This is a genomic window from uncultured Comamonas sp., from assembly GCF_964277875.1.
Taxonomy (GTDB): domain Bacteria; phylum Pseudomonadota; class Gammaproteobacteria; order Burkholderiales; family Burkholderiaceae_C; genus Comamonas; species Comamonas sediminis.
The window spans coordinates 18,233-42,691 of the sequence record NZ_CAXYJV010000049.1 but is presented as its reverse complement, the minus strand read 5'-3'; the positions used below and the strand labels follow the sequence as shown (position 1 = coordinate 42,691).

Below are 24,459 nucleotides of genomic sequence, written 5' to 3'. Positions count from 1 at the left end.
ATCGAGAAAGCGATGAAGCAATGAGCAAGCTGCCTGACCTGGAGGCCTGGGCCATTTTTGCGAAGGTGGCCGAGACCGGATCGTTCGCGCGCACCGCTGCCGAGCTGGCGCTGTCGCAGGCAACGGTGTCCAAGGCCATCACGCGGCTGGAGGGCCGCATGAAGACCAGCCTGTTCCACCGCACCTCGCGCCGCATGGCACTGACGGACGCCGGCAGTAGCGCGCTGGAGCGGGCCACGCGCATCCTGCAGGAAGGCGAGGCGGTGGAGGCCGATATCACCGACCGATCCACCAGCCTGCGCGGCCAGATCCGCATTGCCGCGCCGATGTCGTTCGGCATTGCGCGGCTGTCGCCGATCCTGCCCCGGTTCATGGCGATGCACCCGGATGTGGAGCTGAACCTGCACTTTGCCGACGAGCAGGTGGACCTGATCCGCGACCGTTTCGACCTGGCGCTGCGCATTGCCAACCTGAGCGATTCGAGCCTGATTGCGCGCACCTTGTGCAAGGTGCGCATCTTGCTGGTGGGGTCGCCGGCCTACTTCGAGCGCTATGGTCGCCCGGTGCACCCGCGTGATCTGGCCAAGCACAAGGGCCTGCAGTACAGCCTGGCGCGCTATGGCACCAGCTGGCGCTTTCGCCATGCAAGGCATGGCGAGTACACGCAGGTGATGCCGATACAGATGCAGGTGAACAATGCCGAGGCGCTGCAACCGGCGCTGCTGGCCGGCATGGGCCTGGCCTTGCAGCCCTCGTTTCTGGTGTGGCAGGAGCTGCGCGATGGCAGCCTGCAGACCGCCATGCCGGGCTGGGAGGCGGATGTGCTGTCGCTCAACATCGTCACCCCGCCGGGCCGCAGCCGGCCCGCGCGCGTGCAGGCCTTCATGGACTATGCGGCCCAGCAGTTCATCAACGAGCCCTGGGCGGAGCTGCCGCCGCAGCTCAACGAGGACCCGCTGGCCGTGTGACGCCGGCTTGGACCTTTAGCGCGCTGCCGCTGCAGCCGCCACCGCACGCGGTGTGCGCCGGCCCCAGTTCATCACCACGGTCCCGGCGATCGCCATCGCGCCACCCAGCAGCATCGAGGCATCGATCTGCTCACCCAGCCACAGGGCCGAGCAGGCCACGCCAATCACCGGCACCAGGGTGATGTAGCCGGATGCGGCACCGGCGCCCAGCGCCTTGACACCATCAAAGTACCAGGCGTAAGCCAGCGCCGTGGACCCCCAGGCCAGGAACAGCAGTGCGCCCCAGGCGGGCAGGCCGGCATTGAAGGCCTGGGCCATGCCCTGCGTCCCTTCCACCACCAGGCTTGCGGCCAGCAGCATGACCGCGCCGATGGTGGCGGTGACCGCAGTGGTGGACAGCGCATCAACCCCGGCCAGTATCGCCCGGCCCAGCAGGGTGTAGCTGACCCAGCAGGCCACGCAGCCCAGGATCAGCAGCTCGCCCTGGCCCAGGCCGCCGGCCAGCAGCTGGGCCGGATCGCCGTGCGAGATGACCAGCACGGCCCCCAGCGCTGCCAGCGCCATGCCCAGCGCGATGGTGCGGTTGATGCGTTCACGAAAGATCCAGGCGGCCAGCAGCAAGGTGAGCACCGGGTTGAGCGTGATGACGAGCGCCGCCTTGCTGGCGGGCAGGTACTGCAGGCCGCTCAAAAAGCAGGCGGCGTAGCCAAACACGCCGGTGGCTGCAGCGGCCACCATGCCGAGCCAGCGCTTGGGCGACCATTGCCTGAGCCCGCGCATGCCGCCTGCGGCATAGAGCCAGACCAGCAGCACCACGGCGGCCAGCACAAAACGCAGGCCTGACGCCGCCAGCGGCGGCATGTGCTGGGCGACGATGCGGCCGCTGGGCCAGGAGGCGCCCCAGAGCAAGGCCATGCCGATCAAACGCAGGTGCGAGGCGGCCTGCGGGCCGAAGGTATTTTGTAAATTCATGTGTGGATTGCCCGGCCGAACCCGGCACGCACAACGCACCCCAGCAGGCCCGGGGGCGACTATAGCGACTGTGCGGGCTGGGTGGTTGGCAGGCCGGCGACAGGTGACCAGAGCGAGGGGCTAAGCAGTGGCGCTGGCACAGCCCGGCACTGTTGTGTGTTGGCTGCAAACCGGCAGCGATGATGGTGGATACTGCGCGACAAGCGTGCGTTTTCAGCCGCCTGGCAGCGCCGCTATAGTGGCGGCTGCCCGACCGACCCCCTTCTTTTCCCACCCCTGCAAGGAGACTTTCATGTTCAGCCACATCATGCTCGGCACCAGCGATCTGGAGAAATCACGCCAGTTCTACGATGCCTTCCTCGCCGAGCTGGGCGTGCCCCCGGGTGCCGCCAACAAGAACCGCTATTTCTGGCGCGGCAATGGCGGCACCTTCAGCGTCAGCACCCCCATCAATGGCGAGGCAGCCAGCATCGGCAATGGCAGCACCACCGGCTTTGCCGCCAGCAGCACCGAGCAGGTCGACAAGGCCCATGCGGTGGGCGTGGCCCATGGCGGCGTGGCCTGTGAAGACCCACCGGGCTGGCGCGGCGAAGGCCCTGCAGCCCTGTACCTGGCCTACCTGCGCGATCCCGATGGCAACAAGCTCTGCCTGGCCTACCGCAAGCCCAAGGTTTAATCCGCCCCCGTAAAAACGCCCCGCAGCTGCGGGGCGTTTTTCGTTGGGGGGTGTCAGACCTTTGCGCCGCGCCGCCCGCCCAAGGTGATCCAGGTCAGCAGCACGCCACACAGCGCGCCGGTGGCCATGCCCACCACCATCGGCAGCGGTTTGCCGCTGGAGAACACGCCCACAATCTGCATGGCCACCGCACCGGTCAGCATCTGCAGGGTGCCCAGCAAGGCCGACGCTGTGCCGGCGATCTGGCCATGCGCCTCCAGCGCCAGCACCGAGGTCGTCGGGATCACCAGGCCCATCAAGCCGCTGGCAACAAAGTACAGGCCAATCAACACGGCGAGCTGGTCGCCGCCCATCAGGTAATAGGCCAGCAGGCAGCACATCACCACGCCGCTGGCGGTGGCGGCCAGTTTGACAACGGGCACCAGCCCAAAGCGTTTGCCCAGCATGCCGGTGAACTGCGCAGCGCCGATAAAGGCAATCGCATTGAACGCAAAGGCCATGCTGTACTGCGTGGTGCTGAGGCCATAGTGGTTGATCAGCACAAAGGGCGAACCCGCCAGGTAGACGAAGAAGCCGGCCATCGCGCAGGCGCCGATGAACACCAGCCCCAGGTAGTGCCAGTCACGCAGCAGCAGGCCATAGGCTTTGAGCACGCCGCCCAGGCTGCTGTCCACCCCATGGCTGGCCGCGCGGGTCTCGGGCAGGCCACGCGCCATTGCGGCCATGCCGATGAGGGCGGCAGCGGCCACCACCCAGAACACCATGCGCCAGCCGCCGACCGCAATCACCCCGCTGCCGGCCAGCGGCGCGAGGATTGGCGAGACGCTGAACACCAGCATCAGCAGCGACATCATGCGGGCGGCCTCATGGCCGGTGTGCAGGTCACGCACCACTGCACGCGGAATGGCCATGCCCGCTGCCGCGCCCAGGCCCTGGACAAAGCGCAGCACCACCAGGGTGTGAATATCCTGCGCCAGCGCGCAGCCGACACTGGCCAGCACGAAAATGGCCAGGCCCAGGTAGAGCGGCTTCTTGCGGCCCCACATGTCGGCCAGGGTGCCAAACAGCGGCTGGCCCACGCCCAGCGCCAGGAAGAAGGCCGTCAGGCTGGCTTGCACGGCCCCGACGGGCGCTTGCAGGCTGGCGCCAATCTGCGGCAGCGCCGGCAGGTACATGTCGATGGCAAAAGGGCCAATGGCCGATAGCAGGCCCAGGATGAAAACCAGGCGCAGGGAGATGGCTGAAGACATACGCGTTACAGACACGCAGGCCGTGGGCCTGCGGTCGTTCATAGGGTTCGGTGTCGGAAAAGGCCTGTGGGTGCGGAACGCGAGGGTTCAGGCACCCAGGCCGGATGCAGCGTGTGCATCGAGAGGGATCTGCATTATTGCACCAGGCCGCCGCCATCGTCCGTTGCAAGGCTGCTTGGCAGCACCTGCCTCTGCCCCCGTGCCGGCTAGGGGGTGGCGGTCTGCGCGCTGTGCTGGGCCAGATGCCGGGCGGCATAGGCCTCGTACCAGGGCAGGCAGCCGGGGTTGGCCATGGTCTGGGGGTTCAGCACCTTGCCCGCAGGCTGGCCCAGGAGCAACTTCTTGATCGGCAGCTCCAGCTTTTTGCCGGTCAGGGTGCGCGGCACTTCGGCCACCTGCACGATGGTGTCGGGGACAAAGCGGGGTGACAGCGCGGTGCGTATCGCCTGCGCGATGCGGTCCTGGAGGGCGGCATCGAGCACCAGGCCCTCGCGCAGCACGACAAACAGCGGCATATAGCTGTCGCGGCCCAGGTACTCCAGGTCGATGACCATCGAATCCTGCACCTCGGGCAGCGCCTCGATCGCGTTGTAGATTTCGCTGGTGCCCATGCGCAGGCCCTGGCGGTTGATGGTGGCATCGCTGCGGCCATAGATCACGCAGCTGCCGTCGCTGTTGATCTGAATCCAGTCGCCGTGGCGCCAGATGCCGGGCCAGTGGTCGAAATAGCTGTCCAGGTAGCGCTGCTTGCCCGGGTCGTTCCAGAAGTACAGCGGCATCGACGGAATGGGCCGGGTGCAGACCAGCTCGCCCACCTCGTCGCGCACGGGCTGGCCCTGCTCGTTCCAGGCCTCCACCGCATGGCCCAGCCAGCGGCACTGCATGCGCCCGGGTGCCTGGGGCAGGCTGCGGTTGCCGCCGATGAAGGCGCCGCAGAAATCGGTGCCGCCCGAGATATTGCACCAGAACACCTCGGCAGCCCCCGCAGCCGCCAGCTGGGCGCTGCCCCAGCGCTGCACTTCGGGGGCGAGCGGCGAGCCGGTGCTGCCCAACGTGCGCACCTGTTGCAGGCCGGCGATGGCGCCCACGTCCAGACCGGCTTTCATGCAGTTGCTGTAATAGGCGGCCCCTGCGCCAAAGATGGTGGTGCGGTGCCGGGCCGCAAAACGCCACAGCACCCCCCAGTCGGGCTGGCTGCTGCTGCCTGCCGGATGCCCGTCGAAGATGGTGATCGTGGTACCAAACAGCAGGCCGCTGACCTGGATGTTCCACATCACCCAGCCGGTGGAGCTGTACCAGAGAAAGCGCTCGCCGGCATGGCTGTCGCTGTAGCTGGCGCCCAGGTCGTTGTGCAGGCCCGCCACATGCAAGGCCAGCAGGATGCCGCCAGTGCCGTGCACGATGGGTTTGGGCAGGCCGGTGGTGCCGCTGGAGTAGACGATCCAGATCGGGTGGTCAAAGGGCAGCCATTCGGGCTCAAAGCCGGCCACAGCCTGCGCATCCTGGCCGGTTGTGGCCCAGTCCCAGCGGTGGCTGCCCACCGGGGCGGCGGCATAAGGGGTCTGCACGGTCAGGCAGTGCTGCACCGTGGGCAGCTCGGCCAGCAAGGACTGCAGCACGGCACTGCGGTCCAGCGGCTTGCCGCCGTAGTACACACCGTCGACGGCGATCAAGGCCTTGGGCTCAATCTGCTTGAAGCGGTCCACCACCGCAGCCACGCCCATGTCGGGGGCGCAGACGCTCCAGACCGCGCCGAGGCTGACGCAGGCCAGCATCGCGACCACTGTCTCGGGGATATTGGGCATGTAGGCGGCCACCCGGTCGCCCCGGCCAATGCCCAGGCTGCGCAGCGCCACTGCCACCGAGGCCACCTGGCGCTGCAGCTCGGGCCAGGCCATCTCGCGCACCTGGCCCAGCTCGTTGTCGCTGACGATCGCCGGCACCCCGGCTTGATGGGCAGCTGCCGCATGGCGCAGCAGCTGGCGCGGCAGGCTGACCTGGGCACCGCTGAACCAGCGCGCATCGGGCATGGGATCGGCGCTCAGCACCTCGGTGATCAGCGTCGGGGATTCGAGCTGGTAGTAGTCCCAGATGCTGCGCCAGAAATCGGCCAGATGCGCCACGGACCAGGCGTGCAGGGCCTCGTAGTCCTCAAACTGCAGGCCATGCTGCTGGCTGAGCCATTGTTCATAGTGCTGGATCTGGGGCAGGGGGGAGGAAGCAGAGGTGGTCATGGCAGATGAGAAAGCTTTTGCCGAGCGTACGCAAAGCGGGGCCCGCTTGCACGAGGGGAAGCACGCAAGCTGTCACCCTGGCAGCAGGGACTGTTTTTCACAGGGATGGACCCGCCGCTTCTGCTTTGCAATGTTATTTTTTGTCAGCCTGCTCAAGCCCTTTGCCGGCGCAGCGATTGGCTTGCTGGCACAATTCGCGCCCGGGTGCTGACGGGCGCCTTTCGTTTTTTCCTACACAGTGCTGACCTGCCTGCAAGCGATCATCACCACGCAGGCGCTGCATGTCGTGCAGCGCAGGCAGAGGCCCCGGGCGCAGACCCCGGGAGCCAGGCAAGGCAGAGGGGATGGAAGGCGAGGAGCCCGCGTGCTGCGTCCGAGGACATAAGCGCTGCACGGTGACTGCAAGATGCATGCAATTGCACTGCATTGGTCACAAAATAAAGCATCCACGCTGGAACTTACTCGATAGGCTCGGGTTCTCAATCGTCGCGCTCTGGCGCATGGTTGGTCTTCCCTGCACGCCCTGGAAACCAGCGGCAACGCGGGAACCGCAAAGCCCGATGGGTCAGCTTTCGTGCCGCTTGGCGCGTTAAGCACAGATGTTTAATTCCCAGCAAGCACTGCTGGGGGCGGCCTTCGGGCCTGGCCCCGGCAGCGCAAAGAAACGACACCCAGTCTGGGAGCGCAGCAACGGCCATGGGGCCTGCTGCGGTTAGATGGAGATCATTGGTTTTGTCTGGATTCCGTATGAAATACAACCCTGCGCTGGACGGTATGCGCGCAGTGGCAATCGTCCTGGTGTTTCTGTCGCACGCCCATGCGCCGATGTTTGATGGCGCTTTCTTTGGCGTGGATCTGTTCTTTGTGCTCAGCGGTTTCCTGATCACCTCGCTGCTGCTCAAGGAGCACCAGCAATCGGGCCGCCTCGACTTCTGGCGCTTTTACAAGCGCCGCTTCCTGCGCCTGGGCCCGGCGCTGCTGCTGTTCCTGGCTGCCTACTGGCTGTTTGCGCCGCTGATCTGGCCGGGCCTCGATGATGTGAACCAGGATGTGGTGGTCTCGGCGCTGTACCTGGCCGACTACGGCATCGCCTTCTTTGACAGCCCGGACACCCTGCTGCACATGTGGTCGCTGTCGGTGGAAGAGCACTTCTACCTGATCTGGCCACCGCTCCTGGTGCTGCTGCTGGCGCATACGGCGCGCAAGCAGCTGTGGCGCCCGGTGCTGCTGCTGGTGGTGCTGATGTTTGTCTGGCGCGCCTACTGGGTGGCCCAGGGCCAGCACTTCTATGAAATCTTCTTCCGCTTCGACACCCGCGCCACCGGGATGCTGCTGGGCAGTGCACTGGCCGCTGTCGCCGTGCACCGCCCTGAGTGGATGGACGCGCTGCACGCCCGCCAGAAATACCTGCTGTGGCTGCTGCCGGTGCTGCCCTTTGCAGTGATTGGCTACGAATGGGACGACGCCGGTGCGCTGCTCTGGGGTTTTGCGCTGGTCGAACTGGTCGCCGCCGCCATCATCGTTGCGGTGAGCAAGCAAAAGGGGGTGTTGTTCGACATGCTGAGCCTGCCGGCGCTGGTCTGGGTCGGCAAGATGTCCTACGGTATCTACCTGTGGCACTACCCCGTGGTGCGCCTGCTGCGCGCCCACACCGACTGGCAGTGGGTGGTGATTTTGGGCCTGCCGATCTCGGCTGCCTTTGCTGCGCTGTCCTTCTACACGATCGAGCGCTGGGCACTGGGCCTGCGTGACCGCTCCGGCAGCAGCAAGCCGGTGGCGCAGCCAGCGGGATCGCGCACCGCATAAGCGGCCGCCTCTCCCCACAAAGCCGGGCCTTGCCCGGCTTTGTGTTTCTTGCAAGGCACTTCTGCATGGTAAAAAAGCGGGGTTTGATTTACACAGGCCTTGCCATGACCTCAGCGTTCCCCTCCGCGCCCATCGCCTCATCCGACGAGGTACTGCAATTCTGGTTGGGCAGCACCCGCCCCAGCAACGGCGAGGCCTTGCAGCACAAGCAGCAGTGGTTCAGCAAGTCCGATGCATTCGATGCGCGCATTCGCGAACGCTTTGGCACGACCGTGCAGGCGGCGTTGAGCGGCGATCTGCCTGGCTGGACCGATGGCGTCTGGGACACGCTGGCCCGCATCCTCTTGCTCGACCAGTTCACGCGCAATATCTACCGGGGCACGCCGCAATCCTTTGCCGGGGATCCGCAAGCGCTGCAGCTGGCCCTGGGCTTGTGCGACAGCGGCCTGGACCAGCAACTGCCGGCAGTGGTGCGGGTATTTGTTTATCTGCCACTCGAGCATGCCGAGGATGCGGTATTGCAGCAGCGCAGCGTGGATCTGTTCACCCGATTGCGGGACAGCCACCCCGAACCTGCCGAGCTGCAGACCTACCTGCAGGGCACCTGGGACTATGCGCTGCGCCACCAGGACGTCATCGCCCGGTTTGGGCGTTTTCCACACCGCAATGCGATCCTGGGCCGCAGCAGCACCGCCCAGGAGCAGGCCTATCTGGCCCAGCCCGGCGCCGGCTTCTGAACTTTTTGCGCAAGCACTGTAGACCTTGTCTCACAGACGCGGACGGTGTGGGCGCGTACCTTGTCAGGGTAGTGTTCAATAACAGCCACCCCCAAAAGGAAGCCGCGATGCTAGACAAAACCCGCACCCCGCTGGCGCTTGATACCAAGCGTCTCGACGCCGCCAAGAACAGCCTGGAAGAAGGCGCCGTGCTGCCGGATGACACGCCTTTCCGCGAGGACATCATTCGCCTGCTCAACGATTCGCTCGCCACCGAGCTGGTCTGCGTGCTGCGCTACAAGCGCCACCACTTCACCGCCACCGGTCTGGAATCGCCTGCGATTGCAGAGGAGTTTCTGGTGCATGCGCAAGAAGAGCAGGCCCATGCCGACCGCATTGCCACGCGTATCGTGCAACTGGGCGGCGAGCCGGACTTCAATCCTGACAGCCTGAGCGGCCGCAGCCATGCCGACTACAACGACGACATGGACCTGCATTCGATGATCCGCTCCAACCTGGTGGCCGAGCGCGTCGCCATCGAGGCCTACACCCAGATGGTCGATCTGATCGGCGACAAGGACCACACCACGCGCCGCCTGATCGAGCAGATCCTGGAGCAGGAACAGGAACATGCCGATGAGCTGTCCGACTGGATGAAAAAGGCCCAATAAGGACCACCACCCGAGCCGCAACCGAGTTGCGGTTTTTTTATGCCGATGGAGAACGACAGGGATGACCGATACCGAAGCAACACGCAAGAATGCCAAGCACCTGCTCTACCTGATGGTCAATGAGGAACTGCTGCGCGCAGGCGATGGTCTGGACGCGGAGTCATTGGGCAACGTGCTGGAACGCCATGGCGTCGGCGCCGCCGAGCAGCAACCTGCACTGGACTATGCCTGTGAGCAAGGCTGGTTGCAGAAAGGCGAGAACGGCCAGCTGCAGATCACCGAAACCGGTTTTGCATTGGATTGAAAGCCGTGAGCGCAGCCCAGCAAACCGCAGGTTCGCGGTTGCAGCTGGGCGTCCCCAATGAGGCGCCCCTACTAGGCGTCCCCTACTAGGCGTCCCCGACCAGGCACCGAGCCGCAGACCGTACGGGCGTACGACAAGGTGAGGTGCGGCCGGCCAGGCAACCACGTGTCGAGGCTGGTGGTCGCGGCGCGAGACGTAAAAAGACCACTGCCGGCGAACCGGCAGTGGCTACCAAGAGCACGGCCCAGACACAATGGGACAAGGTCTGGCCGGGCTACGCACTAAATGCGTTTCTGTTGTGTGGCGGGTGATGCCCGCTGTCATGCTTCTCCAGGCCTCAGCTTCTACAGAGAGCCTGGAATCTGACCGCTCTGCAAGCGTCTGCGTTGCAGAGCGATTTTTCACTTATTCGCCGAAGGACTCGCCTTCAGGCAAGGTGCCAGCAACCAGGGCGTCATGGGCTTGCTGTTGCACCTGGGCGCGGCTCAGGGTGGAGGGGGCGCTTTCCGCACGGAAGGTGTTCATGCGGTCACCGATCACGGCCATCGAGCCATTGCGCTGGGCTTCGGTTACCTTGGCCTGCACTTCGGCGCGGGTCAAGGTGCTTTGGGCGGCAGGGTAGGCGGGGTAGTCCGAGCCATTGCCCACAGGGGCCGTCGTTGCGGCGCTGGCAGCACCGGCAAACACCAGGCCAGCGGCCATCATCAAAGCGGACATATTGCGTGCAAACATGGTTTCTCTCCACGGACCCGCGCTGCTGGCAAATCGCTGATTTGCGCTGTGGCAGCGGCGGCGCCCAAAAAATAGGTTGTTGATTCGGAATTCGGGGGGATGCGAGAGCGGCCTGCGGCCCACTCTCAGCGCGGTTGCCTGGGCTTATTCGCCGAAGCTTTCGCCTTCAGGCAGGGTGCCGGCAACGCGGGCGTCGTGGGCGGCTTTCACCACTTCGGCGCGGGACAGGTTGCTGCTGCCCTTTTCAAAGGCATTGGCCTGCAGCTGGTCACCCTTGAACAGCAAGGTGCCGTTCTTTTGGGCTTCGACGAACTGGGCTTGCACATCGGCGCGGCTCACGGCGCTGGTGGCAGCCACGGGGGGCGCAATCGAGCGGTCGCCTTCAAAGGGGTTGGCCTGGGCAACACCGGCACCCAACATCAGAGCAGCTACACCGGCGATCGAGAAAATACGTGCGTTCATTTTTAACTCCTGGAGAACTCCAGCGACTCACCATGAGGGGCTGGTTCGCTCAACGGGTGGTGCGGTGCACCTTGTGTGGTTCTCGTTGATCGATGTACTCAGTGTATGCAGTGCGCCGCCGCCGATAAATAGCCTAAATCGGAATAGATTGTTCTGAAATACGATCTAATTTTTTTGGCACTGTGTAATCGCCCCTAGCGGCTGGAGTGTGCCGTCTCCATGCCGGAGAGGCGCTCACGTAGGAGGATTCCGGCACATATGGGATTTGGCGGGGCGGGAGAACCCAACGGCAAACCCTGTCAGGGTTGACCCGAGATGCTGGCTGCCATAGCAACCAGATTAGCTTGTTTTATACGACAGTGACAGCGCTGTCACAGCCCGTTTTGCAGGCGCTGGAGCTGCTGGTGGGCCGCGCTGTGCCAGTCGGGCGGCAGCTGGTGCTTGGCCTGCAGGTAGTGGTGGGTGTAGATGTCCAGGTAGGTTTCCAGGGTCTGCGCTGCCCGCTGGTCGCCGGCGAGATCCAGGCACAGAGCAGCGACCTCGGCGGTACAGAAATGGTCGTCGCGGCGCGAGCGCCGCAGCTGGTAGCGCGAGATCTGCTCGGGGTGCAGGCTGAGCACCGGAAGGCGGTCCAGGTAGGGGCTCTTGCGGAACATCTTGCGCGCCTCGGGCCAGGTGGCGTCCAGCAGGATGAACAGCGGCCTGCGAGCCGTGCCCTGCTGCGCGGAGGGTGCCAGTTGCTGCACGGCGCGGCCGGGCTCATGCACAAACTCCTGCGGAAAGACGACATAGGGCTGCCATTGCGGATCGGCCAGCACGGCCTCCAGCCCGGCATCCATCTCCGTGCGCGACCAGCCAAAGGCCCAGGTCTGCGCCACCACGTCGGCGATCAGCCAGCCGGTGTTGCTGGGCTTGAGCGGCTCGGCATCGTGCATCAGCAGGCACATGCCTGCCGTTGTGGCCTGCGTGGGCCGCAGCGCGCAGAGGCAGTGGCTCGGGCGCAGGCGGCAGCCCTCGCAGCGCTCGCCCTTGGGGCCGCCCCGCGCCAGAAAAGGGCGGGTGCTGCGCTGCAGCCGTTCAGCGCGCAGGCGTGAGACGGCATGGGGGACAACGGCGCCAGCGGTGCTGGCAGCGGCAGAAGATGGGGAAGAAGACACGGGCGCTATTGTCGTCGCCCTGTTCAACCCAGCAGCGCAGCGGGTTTAGCGCTGCCCTTGGCGCGGCTCAGTGCTGCAGCGCTTCGAGCGCGAACAGCGGCACATCGGCGCGTTGGCTCAGCCAGACGCCGCCGCCCAGCTCGGTAAAGCCCTGGGCCAGGCCGCGGCGGTAGAGCTCGGCGCGGTGGCGGTACAGGCGCGGGTCGGTCAGCTCGTCGTCGATGATGTCGCGCTCATAGTCTTCGCGGGCAACGGCTTCCACATAGAGCGCGCCCCGGCTCAGCCGCGCCAGATTCGCCAGCGCCAGCTTCAGGTCGGCGGGGCTCAGATACGGCAGCACGCCTTGGCAGATCACCAGGTCAAAGGGCTGGCCATCGGCCGGCGCATAGTCCACGACCGAGCCCCGCTCCCAGCCGTAGCGCTGGCACAGGTAGTCGCTGTACTCCACGCCGTGGTAGCTGGCCTGCGGAAAATGCTGCGCAATCGCATCGCGCCACAGGCCGATGCCGCAGCCGACATCCAGCACACGCTGCACCGGCACGCGCACATACTGCAGATAGCTGCAGACAAAGGCGCCCAGGCGCGCGGCATGGGCAGGGTCGACCACGCTGGTTTTCTTGTCGAAATAAAAGCGCTGGTAGTACGCCTCGTCAAACCATTGCCTGTCCGCTGATTGCACGCATGTCCTTTATCGATGCCATGCAGCACCACGCTGCATTGCGCAGGCAGTATCGCGCAGATGCTGCGCACCGGTGGGGCGCTGCGGTATTGCGGCGGGCCGGTTCAGCGCGGGATGATGGACAGGTTCTCCGGCACGAGCTGCTCCTGGCTGCCTGCCGGGCAGGGGCTGTCGGTGTAGATGGTCTGGCCGTTCAACTGGCATTTGCGCGGCACAGCAGCGGTGCGTGTGTGGCCGGTGCCGCCGTCGGGTGCCGCACGCCGTGCCTGGCCGCGTTGCAGCGCTTCGTCGCTGGGGGGTGGAGGGGCCGAGGCCTTGCGCCACAGGGCGCTGGCGGCCTGCTCGGCGTCGCCAATGATCGCCGGGCCACGCCAAGCGTATAGCGCAGCAGCGCAGGCAGCCACCAGGGCCAGCCCGATCAGCCGGCGGTAGGCAGGGCGCAGGTACATGGCGGTGGTAAAGGGCGTTGGGGCATGACCGGCACTGTATCAGCCTCCTTGGTAGAAGCGCACATCCAGGTACAGCAGCAGGAAAGCCAGCAGGCTGATGCCCCTGTTCAGGCGCCGGGCCAGCGGCAGGTAGGCCGCGCTGAAATACCACTGCCGGTGCGCGGGCAGGTGGCGCAGGATGTAGAGCAGCTCCATCTCCTGCATATTGCTGAAATGCGGATGGCTGTCCTTCTTGAGCTTCTGGATGATGGAGGCATCGCAGAGCATCACCACCGACAGCACGATGGCGATGAGGACCGCGCCGAGCTACCACTGCTGCCAGGGCTGCGCATGCGGGCCATTCAAGCCGAGGCTGAACCAGTGGCTCAGCATCAGCACCGCAAGCACTGCAAACAAGCGGTAGAAGATGGCCCGCCAATGCGCAGGGCTGGGCTCGGCCGGTTGGCCTTGGCGGCGCGCCTCCCGGTCAATGATGCGGGCGAGCAGCCAGGCCATGCCATGAAAGCTGGCCTCCAGCAGCAGGTAGATGCCCAAGGCCAGCGCGAGCAACTGCAGCGGCTCGCCCTTGGCCATGCTCAGCACGTCAGGCAGGCCCGGCGGGCGGTGCGGTGGTGCTGCATCCCGGCGCTCAGCTCACATGCTTGCCAACAATGCCGGCGATCTCGAACATGCTGATCTGGTCCTTGCCAAACAGCGGCTGCAGCTTGGCGTCGGCGTTGATCGCGCGCTTGTCCTTGGCATCCTGCAGACCGTTGGCCTTGATGTAGTCCCACAGCTTTTTGATGACCTCGGGGCGCGAGGTGGCTTCGCTGCCGATCACCGCTGCCAGTGCGGGGCTGGGGGTCAGCGTCGCGGCGACCTTGCGGGGCGTTTTGGCGGCGGTCTTGGTGGCCGACTTGGTAGCGGTTTTGGCCGCCGTCTTCGTGGCCTTTGCAGCGGTCTTGCTTGCGGTCTTCGTGGCAGTCTTGGCCGCCGTCTTCGCGGCCGCGCCCTTGCGCGGCGGGAACTTGCTGTCGCGCGGCTCGAACTCGAAGTTCACCTTGCCGGCCTCCTTGTCCCAGGCCAGGAAGGCCTTGAAGCTGCGGCGCGTGCGGTTGGAGACGAACTTGTCGAGCAGATCGGTCTTGCCGGTCGCCAGCAGCTTGGCCATCTGGTCGCGCTCGATGGGCTGCTGCAAGATGATCTGGCCGCTCTTGAAGTCGCAACTGGGTGTGGGTTGCTGGGCCGTGGGCACGGCCTTGCTGCAGACATAGTTGGCGCCGTGCTCGAACACCGGAGCGCCACACTTGGGGCAGGCGCCCAGAGTGTTCTGGCTGCCAAAGTCCACCAGCTCGCCCGACTCTTCATCGGACTTGTTGTCTTCGAACAGGAACTCGAACTTGAAGTTGTTGTTGTCCTCGTCGCGCACGATGGCCACTTCGGCAGCAAACGGCCAGCCGGCCTTGGAGCGGAAGCCGTCGAGCGGGCCCAGCTTGCGGTCGCGCAGCAGCTGGTCGGCCTCGGCGGTCTCGAAGGTGCGGCCCGCAGGCGATTTGGTGAACGAGAAGCCGCAGCCCTCGCCATTGCCGCCCACGCCGGTGCAGGCATAGCGGCGGTAGTTTTCCTTGACGACGCCGCCGCAGTTCGGGCAGGGCGCGGACAAGGTGGCGTAGTCGCCCGGGATGGTGTCGCGGTCGTATTCCTTGGCCTTCTTCACCAGGCGCTCGGTCATCGACTGGATCTCGGCCATGAAGGCTTCGCGCGAGAGCTGGCCCTTTTCCATCTGTGCGAGCTTGTACTCCCACTCGCCGGTCAGGTCGGCGCGCGAGAGCTCTTCCACCTGCAGACCGCGCAGCAAGGTCATCAGCTGGAAGGCCTTGGCCGTGGGGATCAGCTCGCGGCCTTCGCGCAGCATGTATTTCTCGGTCAGCAGGCCTTCAATGATGGCTGCGCGCGTCGCAGGCGTGCCCAGGCCTTTTTCCTGCATGGCTTCGCGCAGTTCGTCGTCGTCGATCTGCTTGCCGGCGCTCTCCATCGCGCCCAGCAGGGTCGCTTCCGAGTAGCGGGCGGGCGGCTTGGTCTTGAGGCCCTTGGGGTCGACCGGGTCGGCCACCGGCTTCTCGCCAGGCTGCACCGGCACCAGGTTCTGGCCCTTGTCGCCTTCCTTGGCGTCTTCCACTTCGTGGGCCGCTTCCTTGCCGTAGATGGCCAGCCAGCCGGGCTTGACCAGCACCTTGCCTTCGGTCTTGAAGTGGTGCTCATCGACTTGACTAATACGGGTGGTGACCTGGTACTCGGCGCTGGGGAAGAACACCGCCATGAAGCGGCGCACCACCAAGGTGTAGAGCTTGTGCTCGGCCTCGCTCAGCGCGCCGGGCGCCTGCGTGGTCGGAATGATGGCAAAGTGGTCCGACACCTTGCTGTTGTCGAAGATGCGCTTGTTCGCGCGGATGTAGTTGGCGCCAATGGCCTGCTGCGCAAACGGCGCGAGCTGCTGCATATTGCTGTGGGCCAGCATCTCGAAGGTCTGGCGGGCGACCGGCAGGTAGTCTTCGGGCAGCGCGCGCGAATCGGTACGCGGGTAGGTCAGCGCCTTGTGGCGTTCGTACAGCGCCTGGGCCAGTGCCAACGTGGTCTTGGCCGAGAAGCCGAACTTGCTGTTGGCCTCACGCTGCAGGCTGGTCAGGTCAAACAGCAGCGGCGATGCCTGGGTGGTGGGCTTGGACTCTTCGGTCACCGTGGCGGGCTTGCGGCGCACGGCATCGGCAATGGCTTGGGCTTCCTGCTGGGTCCAGACGCGGTCGGCCTTGGCCTCGGCGTCGTCGCTTTTCTTCCAGCCCGGGTTGAACCACTTGGCCGGGTAGGCGCCCGCCTGGGCGTTGAACTCGGCGTGGATTTCCCAGTAGTTGCGGCTGACGAACTTGCGGATCTTTTCCTCGCGCTCGACCACCAGCGACAACGTGGGCGTCTGCACGCGGCCCACGGTGGTCAGGAAGAAACCACCATCGCGCGAGTTGAACGCGGTCATCGCCCGCGTGCCATTGATGCCGACGAGCCAGTCCGCTTCGGAGCGGCTGCGGGCGGCATCGGCCAGGCCCAGCATCTGGTTGTCCGAGCGCAGCTTGTTGAAGCCGTCGCGGATGGCTTGCGGCGTCATCGACTGCAACCACAGGCGCTGGATCGGCTTGCCCAGGCCGCCCTTGGCACCGCCGGCATATTGCTCGATCAGGCGGAAGATCAGTTCACCTTCGCGGCCCGCGTCACAGGCGTTGATCAGCGCGGTGACATCCTTGCGCTTGGCCAGCTTGACGACGGCATTCAGGCGCGTCTTGGTCTTGTCGACCGGCTTGAGTTCAAAGTAGGGCGGGATGACCGGCAGATGGGCAAAGCTCCATTTGCCGCGTTTGACATCGAATTCTTCGGGGGCCTGGATCTCCACAAGGTGACCCACCGCGCTCGTCACGATGAAGTTCTCGGCTTCAAAGTAGTCGTCGTGTTTGGCAAATTGGCCTGCCACCGGCGTCAGTGCACGGACGATGTCCTGTGCAACGGACGGCTTTTCTGCAATGACCAGGGTCTTGGACATGGGTTCACTCTCATCAAACTGGGGTCTGCCAGCACTGTGGGTTGCTGGCTCTCTGAGCACGCTCTTACAATGCACGCTTTACGCGCATGTGCGCGGGCGCCTGCATGTGTACGTGTGCGCACATGCGCATGTGCTTATTTTTAAAGTAGCAGAAAAAATCCCATGCCGAACCATGTTCCCCATTTTTCAACAGGTCGTCGTATCCAGGTACGGCGTTCGGGCGTGCACGGCAGGGGCGTTTTTGCGTTGCAGGATATCGCAGAAGGCGAAGTCATTGTCGAATATGCGGGCAAGGTCATCAGCTACGAAGAAAGCCAGCGCCGCCACCCGCACGACCCGGACCACCCCAACCACACTTTCTTTTTCCAGATCGATGGCGACCGCGTCATCGACGGCGGTGATGGCGGCAACTCGGCCCGCTGGATCAACCACAGCTGCGACCCCAACTGCTTTGCCGAAGAGGTGGATGACCGTATCTTCATCAGCGCGCTGCGCAATATCAACGCCGGCGAGGAACTAGGTTATGACTATGGCCTGATCATCGAAGAGCGCTACACCGCCCAGCTCAAGGCCGACTACGCCTGCCACTGCGGCGCGGCCGAATGCCGGGGCACGATGCTGGCGCCCAAGCGCGGCTGGAAGCCCAAGGTGCCTGCATCGGATTTGCCCGAGCCGGTGCTGCCCAAAAAGCGCAAGGCCAAGGCGGCCGCCGATGGCGCAAAGCCCGCCAAGCCTGCCAAAGCGGAAAAGCCCAAGGCCAAGGCAGCAGACAAGGCACTGAGCAAAGCCAAGGACAAGAAAAAGAGCGGCCAGAAAGCCAAGACCGGCAACAAGACCAAGGGCCAGAAGACGGCCAAGGCGGGCGCATGAGCGACACACCGAACATGCCCATCCGCTGGCCGGCCGAAGCCATCTGGGAAGCGGTGGAGCCGCAGTTGCCGGGCTTCACGATCGAGGTGCTGCCCAGCATCGACTCGACCAACACCGAGCTGATGCGCCGCGCCCGTGCGGGCCGCCAGGAGCCCATCTTGCTGGTGGCCGAGCAGCAGACCGCAGGCCGTGGCCGCATGGGCAAGCCCTGGCGCAGCGAGGCCGGTGATTCGCTGCTGATGTCGCTGGGCCTGCCGCTGGCGCCGGCCGACTGGTCGGGCCTGTCGCTGGCTGTTGGCGTGTCGGTGGCGCAAAGCCTGCAGCCTCAGCTGCCCGAGGCCGGCTCCAGCACGCCTACCATCGGCCTCAAGTGGCCCAACGACCTGTGGCTGACCGGCGACCACAAGCTGGCCGGCATCCTGGTCGAGACCGCGAGCTTTGTTTCGGCCCGCACGCATGCGGGCGATGGCCAGCAGCAGGCCGAGCGCTATGTGGTGATTGGCATCGGCATCAATGTGCGGGCGCCGCAGGCCGAAGGCCTGTCGACCATCCCGGGCAGCCTGCAGATGCTCGACAGCCGCTGGGACGCGCCGCAGGCGCTGCAGGCCGTGGTGCCGCCGCTAGTCGCTGCGATCCTGGCTTTTGCGCAGCAGGGCTTTGCGCCGCTGCAGGCAGCCTATGCGGAGCGCGATGCGCTGGCTTGCCGCGAGGTCGGCCTGAGTGACGGTACGGCCGGCCTGGCCATGGGTGTAGGCGCCGATGGCGCCTTGCGCGTGCAGACCGCTGCGGGTGTGGTGGATGTGACCAGCTCGGAAGTCAGCGTGCGGCCTAAGGCCGGCGCGGCCTGAGTGCGCTGCAGGACCAGAGAATGAAGAGACAGGAGCGGAGATGATTCGTTTTGCCATCGTGCTGCTGCTGCTGGCCAACGCCGGCTACTACGCGTTCTCGCAAGGCATGCTGCGCAGCCTGGGCTGGGGCCCGGAGGACCCGTCCGAGCCCGAGCGGGTGCAGCAGCAGGTCAAGCCCGATGCGCTGCGCATTCTGACCCCGCAAGAGGCCCAGCAAGCCCAGCAGCAGCCGGCGCGTACCGTGCCTGCCGAGCCCGCCCCGGCACCGGTGGCGGTGGCGGAGCCGGCTGCCCCGGCCGCTGCCGAGCCGCCCGCAGACCCTGCCGACAAAACCTCCGCCGATGCGGACAAGCTGGCTGCCAAACCAGCGGACAAGCCCCAGGACAAACCAGCCGAAAAGCCGACTGAAAAGCCGGAAAAACTGGAGAAGGCGGAAAAACCGGAGAAAAAGGAATGCCTGGTCGCCGGCAGCTTTGATGCCAAGCAGGTCGAGGCGCTGCGCCTGCAACTGGCCAAGCTGCCCGAAGGCAGCTGGCGCCTGGACAGCAGCACCAGCGCCGGCCGCTGGATGGTCTATGTGGGCAAGTTCAGCAGCCAGGAGGCGCTGGATACGCGGCGCGACGAGCTGCGCGCGCTCGATATCAGCACGGACCGCGCCCGCATTGCCAGCCTGGAGCCAGGCATCTCGCTGGGGCGCTTTTCCAGCGAGGAGGCGGCCGAGCGCCATTTGGCCACTATCGGCAAAAAAGGCGTGAGCGGCGCCAAGGTGGTGGTCGAGCGCCCCGAGACCGTCAGCTACACCGTGCGCCTGCCCAAGCTCGATGCGGCGACCAAGAAGCGTGTGCAGAGCTGGCATGTGATGGACGGCAAGGACCTGCGCAGCTGCTCCTAGACCTGGGGCTGCGGTGCCCGGGTGGTCGGAAAGCAGACGCTGAACACCACGCCGCGCTGGGCCTGGCGCGGGTGGGCATCTTCCAGGCCCACGGTGGCGCCATGCTGGCGCGCGATTTCCTGCACGATGGGCAGGCCCAGCCCCGAGCCATCGACCTCGCTGCCTAGCACGCGGTAGAAGGGCTGAAAAATACGTTCGCGCTCTTCTTCGGGAATGCCGGGGCCGGAGTTTTCTACCTGCAGCACGATCACGTGGCCAAAGGGGTCGGCCATCAGCCGCACATTGATGATGCCCGGCGCGCCGGCGCTGGAGGGCGTGTAGTTGATGGCATTGTCCAGCAGGTTGCGCACCAGCTCGCCCAACAAGGTGGCATTGCCGTTGACCCATACCTCGCGGTCATCCACCTGCATGCCGTCGTAGCCCATGTCGATGTGCTTGGCCAGCGCCCGGTCGATGCCGTCATGCATGGCATCGAGCACGATCTCGGCCAGGTTGCAGGGCGTGCGCTGCAGCAGCGCGCTGGGGCCTTCGGCGCGGGCCAGTGACAGCAGCTGGTTGACGGTGTGGGTGGCGCGCATGCTCGAACGCCCGATCTGCTGCAAAGACAGCTTGAGGTCGTCCTCCTTGGCATCGGCGCGCTGGGCCATCTCGGCCTGCATGCGCAGGCCGGCCAGCGGTGTCTTGAGCTGGTGCGCGGCATCGGCGAGAAAGCGCTTTTGCGTCGCCAGCGAGTGGTTGAGGCGCTCCAGCAGGCCATTGACCGAGTCGACCAGCGGCACCACTTCCAGTGGCACATCCTTGTGGTGGATGGGCGAGAGGTCTTCGGACTTGCGCGCGCGGATGCGCTCTTCCAACAGGTGCAGCGGCTTGATGCCGCGTGCCAGCGCCAGCCATACGAGCAGCACCGCCAGCGGCAGGATGACGAACTGCGGCAGCATCACGCCCTTGATGATTTCGGTGGCCAGCACGCTGCGTTTCTCGCGCGTCTCTGCGACCTGGATCAGCGCCAGATTCGGCTCGGGCAGCGACAGCTGCACCCAGATCCAGGCGATGCGCACATCCATGCCGCGCAACTCGCCATCGCGCAACTGCACGACGCCGATGCTGCGCTCGAGGTCCTTGGCAGGCATCGGCAGCGCCGATTCACCGGCGAGAAACATGCCCGCCGGCGTCGTGACCTGGTAGTAGACCGTGTCGGCATCGTCGGCCCGCAGGATCTCGCTGGCTGGCTGGGGCAGGTTGAAATAGGTCTTGCCGCCCTGCACGCCGACGAGCTGCGCCAGTGCATGGGCGTTGTACTCCAGCGCGCGGTCGAAAGGCTTGTTGGCCAGGTCCTGGGCCACCAGCCAGGTCAATGCCAGCGATACCGGCCACAAAAGCAGCAGCGGCGTGAGCATCCAGTCAAGGATCTCACCGAACAAAGATCGCTGCTCGCTGCGAAACAGGGCCAAGGCTGTCCTTGCGTGATGGGGGCCGGGGGCGGCCATCGCCCCGCAGTCGCCCGGTGGTGGGTGCTCAGTGTGCTGCGGGCGGGTGGATTTTTTCCAGGCAGTAACCCAGGCCGCGCACCGTGGCTATGCGGATGGGGCCCTTCTCTATCTTCTTGCGCAGGCGGTGGATATAGACCTCGATCGCATTGGTGCTGACCTCTTCGCCCCATTCGCAGAGGCGCTCGACCAGCTGGTCCTTGCTGACCAGGCGGCCCGAGCGCTGCAGCAGCACTTCCAGCAGGCCCAGTTCGCGCGCCGACAACTCCAGCATGCGGCCGTCGAAGGTGGCCACCCGCCCGGCCTGGTCGTAGGCCAGCGGGCCGTGCTGGACCAGGCTGGTGCTCATGCCCACGCCCCGGCGCGTGAGGGCACGCACCCGCGCTTCCAGCTCGGACAGCGCAAACGGCTTGGCCATGTAGTCGTCGGCGCCCAGATCCAGGCCTTGGACCCGGTCGTCCACACTTTCGGCGGCGGTGAGGATCAGCACGGGAATGGCCGAACCCCGGGCGCGCAGCTTTTTCAGCACCTCCAGACCATGCATGCGGGGCAGGCCCAGGTCGAGGATCAGCAGGTCAAACGCATTGTTGGCCATCAGCGCCGCATCGGCTTCGGTGCCGCTGGCGACATGGTCGACCACGGCGCCGGAGTTGCGGAGACTGCGCAGCAGGCCATCGGCCAGCACCTGGTCGTCTTCGGCAATCAGTATTCGCATGCGGTCTCCTATCGCTGTTGTAGTGGTGATACGTGCTGTGCCAATGATTCTAGGACAGGCCATGACCCTGATGGCGGCACTGGGATAGATCACCGCCAGAAGGCGCCAGCGCGGGGGCATGCCGCTGGTGAGCGCCGTCATTTTTGTTGCAGAGACGTAAAACACCCGCAGACGTCACCAAAGCGCCGCATCGCTCACGTAGGATAACGCCTCGTCTTGACGGCGTCGCAAGGGCAGCAGGCCCGTGGCTGGGGGCGGCGTTTGGCAACCCATCGTGATGAAAGCAGGTTCAACAGTGCGCAAAGGATCGCAGTCTTCGGTACGGCAACGCCGCTGGGTGGTGGTGGCGGCCCTGGTCGTGCTGACGGCGCTGTACCTGCAATGGCACCACATCGTCGCGATGCCCGGCCATGCCCATGCCTGGCAATCGCCACCCCCGTCGGCGCCGGCGGCCCACTTGCCGCACTACCTGGCCAGCATCGATGCCAAGGCGGTCAGCGGCATTGCCGACAACCTCTCGGGCCTGACCTACAACCCGGAAACCAAGACCTTGTTTGCGGTGACCAACCGGCCGCCCCAGATTGCCGAGCTGACGACCGATGGCGCGCTGCTGCGCCTGGCCCCGCTGCACGGCGCCAGGGATACCGAAGGCATCGCCCATATCCAGGGAGACTGGTTCGCGATTGCCGATGAGCGCAACAACCGCATCCACTGGGTGCAGTTTGGCAAGGGCGTGACGGAAGTATCGCTGGACAACAGCCCCTATGTGCAACTGGGCGATATCGCCATCAAGAATTTTGCACTGGAGGGCCTGGGCTGGGATGCCAAGCGCCAGCAACTGGTGGCGGTGACCGAGAAATGGCCGATGCAGGTGCTGATGATGGAGGCGCCGCTGTCCAGGCTCAAGCCGGGCCCGGTCGATCTGAAGGTCAGCGTCTGGGACGTGCCGGCCGTGGAGGACATGCCCAGCACCGACCTGGCTGCCGTCGAGGTCGACCCGCGCAGCGGCAACCTGTTGCTGCTCGGGGAAGAGTCTTCGGTGCTCTACGAATACAGCCGTGCCGGAGACCTGCTCAGCGTGATGCCGCTGTGGGCCGATATGGCCGGGCTGGCCAACCGCATCCCGCAGCCCGAGGGGCTGGCCATGGACAACAGCGGCAATATCTACATCGTCTCCGAGCCCAACCTGTTCTACAAGTTCGAACGCAAGCGCGGCTGAATGTAGCACATGCAGCCGCTCAGCTGTCGGCCCCATACACTTCCAGCCCGAGTTTGACCACGGTAGCGACCTGTTCGCCCACTTCGGCGCGGAACTCCGCCTCGGCCTGGGTGACCGCCCGCTCGAATGCCTGCAGCCACAGCAGGCCCGTCTCGGTAAAGCGCACGATGCGGGCGCGTGCATCGCGGGGGTCGCGCTCGCGGGTCACCAGGTTCCAGGCTTCGCACTGGTCCACCAGCTGGGCCATCGCCTGCTTGCTCACACCTGCACGCTCGGCCAGGTCCACCAGGCGGTCGCCTGCCAAGGACAGGTGCCGGGTGATATGGATATGGGCGGCGCTGACCTGGTCGCGCTCGGCCAGATGCGACAGCGCCAGCGGCACGGCGTCATCCCGCACCATCAGGTGCAGCACGCGGGCGTCGAAGCGGCGCATCGCATGGCCCAGCAGCCGGCCCATGTGGGTCAGGCGCCAGCTGTCGTCAGGCAAATGGGGCAGAAGTGTCGGCATGATGGGCGCTCCCGAGGGTGTTGTGCGGCTTTTTCAGTATGCTGCATTTAGTCAAGCAAACTGACTAAAAAAATGCTTTTATAAAATATACCCATCCCCTAAACTACTGTTCAAGCATCCAGGCTGTATATGCAAACAGCAGGATCCCAGACCCAAGACATGACTATCAAACGCAAGGAGAAATCCATGAACGCCACCGCAACCAAGCCCGAAGCCAACAGCGAAAAAGCCAAGGCGCTGGCCGCCGCACTGGCCCAGATCGAAAAGCAGTTTGGCAAGGGCACCATCATGAAACTCGGCGAAGGCGAGGCCGTCTCGGACATCCAGGTGGTGTCCACCGGCTCGCTCGGCCTGGACATTGCGCTGGGCGTGGGCGGCCTGCCGCGCGGCCGCGTCATCGAGATCTACGGCCCTGAATCCTCGGGCAAGACCACCTTGACCCTGCAGGTGATTGCCGAGATGCAGAAACTGGGCGGCACCTGCGCCTTCATCGATGCAGAACACGCACTCGATACCGGCTACGCCCAAAAGCTGGGCGTGAACCTGGGCGATATCCTGATCAGCCAGCCCGACACCGGCGAGCAGGCGCTCGAGATCGTTGACAGCCTGGTGCGCTCCGGCGCGGTGGACCTGATCGTTGTCGACTCGGTGGCGGCCCTGACCCCGAAGGCCGAAATCGAAGGCGAGATGGGCGACCAGCTGCCCGGCTTGCAGGCCCGCCTGATGAGCCAGGCGCTGCGAAAGCTCACCGCCACGATCAAGAAGACCAACTGCATGGTCATCTTCATCAACCAGATCCGCATGAAGATCGGCGTGATGTTCGGCAGCCCAGAAACCACCACCGGCGGTAACGCGCTGAAGTTCTACGCCTCGGTGCGCCTCGATATCCGCCGTACCGGCACCATCAAGCGCGGCGACGAAGCCATCGGCAACGAAACCAAGGTCAAGGTGGTCAAGAACAAGGTATCGCCTCCGTTCAAGACGGCCGAATTCGACATTCTGTTTGGCGAAGGCATCTCGCGCGAAGGCGAAATCCTGGACATGGGCGTCAATGCCCGCATCATCGAGAAAAGCGGTGCCTGGTATGCCTACAACGGCGAGAAGATCGGCCAGGGCCGTGACAACTCGCGCGAGTTCCTGCGTGAAAACGCCGACCTGGCGATCGAGATCGAGAACAAGGTGCGCGAGAGCCTGAACATCAGCCTGCGTCCCGCTGAAGACGGCGTGGTCGATGGCCCTGCGGCCAACGGCACCGAGGGCTGACCGCTTCTGAAGCGAG

The 24,459-nt window shown here is 65.1% G+C and carries 25 protein-coding genes; 11 read left to right on the top strand and 14 right to left on the bottom strand.

What is annotated here, in order from left to right; translation table 11 throughout:
* Nucleotides 1-20: 20 nt before the first annotated feature.
* Entirely contained in the window at nucleotides 21-968 is a 948-nt protein-coding gene (locus tag ACHWUQ_RS20620) for a LysR substrate-binding domain-containing protein (RefSeq protein ID WP_373449160.1), read from the top strand.
* Between the two features lie 15 nt (nucleotides 969-983).
* Here ACHWUQ_RS20620 and ACHWUQ_RS20615 read toward each other — a convergent pair whose 3' ends face one another.
* Complete coding sequence (locus tag ACHWUQ_RS20615; protein ID WP_394682304.1) at nucleotides 984-1,940, bottom strand: DMT family transporter; 957 nt, start codon at nucleotides 1,938-1,940, stop codon at nucleotides 984-986.
* A gap of 292 nt (nucleotides 1,941-2,232) precedes the next feature.
* On the opposite strand from ACHWUQ_RS20615, the gene ACHWUQ_RS20610 reads away from it, so the two are divergent.
* Nucleotides 2,233-2,616, top strand: a complete 384-nt coding sequence (locus ACHWUQ_RS20610) for a VOC family protein (protein ID WP_394682303.1) — start codon at nucleotides 2,233-2,235, stop codon at nucleotides 2,614-2,616.
* Between the two features lie 53 nt (nucleotides 2,617-2,669).
* On the opposite strand, the gene ACHWUQ_RS20605 is transcribed toward ACHWUQ_RS20610, so the two are convergent.
* On the bottom strand, nucleotides 2,670-3,866 hold the full coding sequence (locus ACHWUQ_RS20605) for a multidrug effflux MFS transporter (RefSeq protein WP_312450971.1): 1,197 nt from the start codon (nucleotides 3,864-3,866) through the stop codon (nucleotides 2,670-2,672).
* A 206-nt stretch (nucleotides 3,867-4,072) separates the two neighbouring features.
* Nucleotides 4,073-6,100, bottom strand: coding sequence for an acetoacetate--CoA ligase (locus ACHWUQ_RS20600; RefSeq protein ID WP_394682302.1), 2,028 nt, complete (start codon nucleotides 6,098-6,100; stop codon nucleotides 4,073-4,075).
* Between the two features lie 747 nt (nucleotides 6,101-6,847).
* Here ACHWUQ_RS20600 and ACHWUQ_RS20595 point away from each other — a divergent pair.
* The 4 genes from ACHWUQ_RS20595 (at nucleotide 6,848) to ACHWUQ_RS20580 (ending at nucleotide 9,597) form a co-directional block, all read left to right on the top strand.
* Nucleotides 6,848-7,906, top strand: coding sequence for an acyltransferase family protein (locus ACHWUQ_RS20595; RefSeq protein ID WP_373449157.1), 1,059 nt, complete (start codon nucleotides 6,848-6,850; stop codon nucleotides 7,904-7,906).
* Between the two features lie 104 nt (nucleotides 7,907-8,010).
* Complete coding sequence (locus ACHWUQ_RS20590; RefSeq protein ID WP_394682301.1) at nucleotides 8,011-8,643, top strand: DUF924 family protein; 633 nt, start codon at nucleotides 8,011-8,013, stop codon at nucleotides 8,641-8,643.
* A gap of 107 nt (nucleotides 8,644-8,750) precedes the next feature.
* Nucleotides 8,751-9,293: a ferritin-like domain-containing protein gene (locus ACHWUQ_RS20585; protein WP_239809865.1), complete on the top strand. Its 543-nt coding sequence runs from the start codon at nucleotides 8,751-8,753 to the stop codon at nucleotides 9,291-9,293.
* 61 nt (nucleotides 9,294-9,354) lie between these two features.
* A complete protein-coding gene (locus ACHWUQ_RS20580; protein WP_312527879.1) occupies nucleotides 9,355-9,597 on the top strand; it encodes a hypothetical protein in 243 nt (80 codons plus the stop codon).
* Nucleotides 9,598-10,002: 405 nt separating this feature from the next.
* Here ACHWUQ_RS20580 and ACHWUQ_RS20575 read toward each other — a convergent pair whose 3' ends face one another.
* The 8 genes from ACHWUQ_RS20575 to ACHWUQ_RS20540 all read right to left on the bottom strand — a co-directional run bounded on the left by ACHWUQ_RS20575 (nucleotide 10,003) and on the right by ACHWUQ_RS20540 (nucleotide 16,641).
* Nucleotides 10,003-10,329: a DUF4148 domain-containing protein gene (locus ACHWUQ_RS20575; RefSeq protein WP_312412051.1), complete on the bottom strand. Its 327-nt coding sequence runs from the start codon at nucleotides 10,327-10,329 to the stop codon at nucleotides 10,003-10,005.
* 144 nt (nucleotides 10,330-10,473) lie between these two features.
* Complete coding sequence (locus ACHWUQ_RS20570) at nucleotides 10,474-10,791, bottom strand: DUF4148 domain-containing protein (protein ID WP_239809862.1); 318 nt, start codon at nucleotides 10,789-10,791, stop codon at nucleotides 10,474-10,476.
* 371 nt (nucleotides 10,792-11,162) lie between these two features.
* Nucleotides 11,163-11,948 carry a tRNA-uridine aminocarboxypropyltransferase gene (locus ACHWUQ_RS20565; RefSeq protein ID WP_394682300.1) on the bottom strand — a complete coding sequence of 262 codons (786 nt, stop codon included), beginning with the start codon at nucleotides 11,946-11,948 and terminating at the stop codon, nucleotides 11,163-11,165.
* A 67-nt stretch (nucleotides 11,949-12,015) separates the two neighbouring features.
* A complete protein-coding gene (locus ACHWUQ_RS20560) occupies nucleotides 12,016-12,627 on the bottom strand; it encodes a class I SAM-dependent methyltransferase (protein WP_239809860.1) in 612 nt (203 codons plus the stop codon).
* A 104-nt stretch (nucleotides 12,628-12,731) separates the two neighbouring features.
* Nucleotides 12,732-13,076, bottom strand: coding sequence for a hypothetical protein (locus ACHWUQ_RS20555; protein ID WP_394682299.1), 345 nt, complete (start codon nucleotides 13,074-13,076; stop codon nucleotides 12,732-12,734).
* Between the two features lie 39 nt (nucleotides 13,077-13,115).
* Nucleotides 13,116-13,343: a hypothetical protein gene (locus ACHWUQ_RS20550; RefSeq protein WP_394682298.1), complete on the bottom strand. Its 228-nt coding sequence runs from the start codon at nucleotides 13,341-13,343 to the stop codon at nucleotides 13,116-13,118.
* A 39-nt stretch (nucleotides 13,344-13,382) separates the two neighbouring features.
* Nucleotides 13,383-13,658: a hypothetical protein gene (locus tag ACHWUQ_RS20545; RefSeq protein WP_394682297.1), complete on the bottom strand. Its 276-nt coding sequence runs from the start codon at nucleotides 13,656-13,658 to the stop codon at nucleotides 13,383-13,385.
* 46 nt (nucleotides 13,659-13,704) lie between these two features.
* Entirely contained in the window at nucleotides 13,705-16,641 is a 2,937-nt protein-coding gene (locus ACHWUQ_RS20540; RefSeq protein WP_312527892.1) for a DNA topoisomerase III, read from the bottom strand.
* 162 nt (nucleotides 16,642-16,803) lie between these two features.
* Here ACHWUQ_RS20540 and ACHWUQ_RS20535 point away from each other — a divergent pair, with 162 nt between their 5' ends.
* Genes ACHWUQ_RS20535 through ACHWUQ_RS20525 form a run of 3 tightly spaced genes read left to right on the top strand, consistent with a single transcriptional unit; the run spans nucleotide 16,804 to nucleotide 19,251 of the window.
* A complete protein-coding gene (locus ACHWUQ_RS20535; protein ID WP_394682296.1) occupies nucleotides 16,804-17,511 on the top strand; it encodes an SET domain-containing protein in 708 nt (235 codons plus the stop codon).
* Nucleotides 17,508-18,359 (top strand): biotin--[acetyl-CoA-carboxylase] ligase, encoded by an 852-nt coding sequence (locus ACHWUQ_RS20530; protein WP_394682295.1) that lies wholly within the window; start codon nucleotides 17,508-17,510, stop codon nucleotides 18,357-18,359. Before ACHWUQ_RS20535 ends, ACHWUQ_RS20530 begins: the two co-directional genes overlap by 4 nt.
* Before the next feature lie 40 nt (nucleotides 18,360-18,399).
* Complete coding sequence (locus ACHWUQ_RS20525) at nucleotides 18,400-19,251, top strand: SPOR domain-containing protein (RefSeq protein WP_394682294.1); 852 nt, start codon at nucleotides 18,400-18,402, stop codon at nucleotides 19,249-19,251.
* Here ACHWUQ_RS20525 and ACHWUQ_RS20520 read toward each other — a convergent pair.
* Nucleotides 19,248-20,702, bottom strand: coding sequence for a sensor histidine kinase (locus ACHWUQ_RS20520; RefSeq protein WP_239809853.1), 1,455 nt, complete (start codon nucleotides 20,700-20,702; stop codon nucleotides 19,248-19,250). The two genes, ACHWUQ_RS20525 and ACHWUQ_RS20520, sit on opposite strands and share 4 nt — an antisense overlap.
* 64 nt (nucleotides 20,703-20,766) lie before the next feature.
* Nucleotides 20,767-21,453 (bottom strand): response regulator, encoded by a 687-nt coding sequence (locus tag ACHWUQ_RS20515; protein WP_394682293.1) that lies wholly within the window; start codon nucleotides 21,451-21,453, stop codon nucleotides 20,767-20,769.
* A 295-nt stretch (nucleotides 21,454-21,748) separates the two neighbouring features.
* On the opposite strand from ACHWUQ_RS20515, the gene ACHWUQ_RS20510 reads away from it, so the two are divergent.
* A complete protein-coding gene (locus ACHWUQ_RS20510) occupies nucleotides 21,749-22,672 on the top strand; it encodes an SdiA-regulated domain-containing protein (RefSeq protein ID WP_394682292.1) in 924 nt (307 codons plus the stop codon).
* A gap of 19 nt (nucleotides 22,673-22,691) precedes the next feature.
* On the opposite strand, the gene ACHWUQ_RS20505 is transcribed toward ACHWUQ_RS20510, so the two are convergent.
* The gene (locus ACHWUQ_RS20505; RefSeq protein WP_312835154.1) at nucleotides 22,692-23,180 is read right to left on the bottom strand and encodes a helix-turn-helix domain-containing protein; all 489 of its coding nucleotides are present in this window, start codon (nucleotides 23,178-23,180) and stop codon (nucleotides 22,692-22,694) included.
* 186 nt (nucleotides 23,181-23,366) lie between these two features.
* On the opposite strand from ACHWUQ_RS20505, the gene recA reads away from it, so the two are divergent.
* On the top strand, nucleotides 23,367-24,443 hold the full coding sequence (recA, locus tag ACHWUQ_RS20500) for a recombinase RecA (protein ID WP_239809849.1): 1,077 nt from the start codon (nucleotides 23,367-23,369) through the stop codon (nucleotides 24,441-24,443).
* Nucleotides 24,444-24,459: the final 16 nt, after the last annotated feature.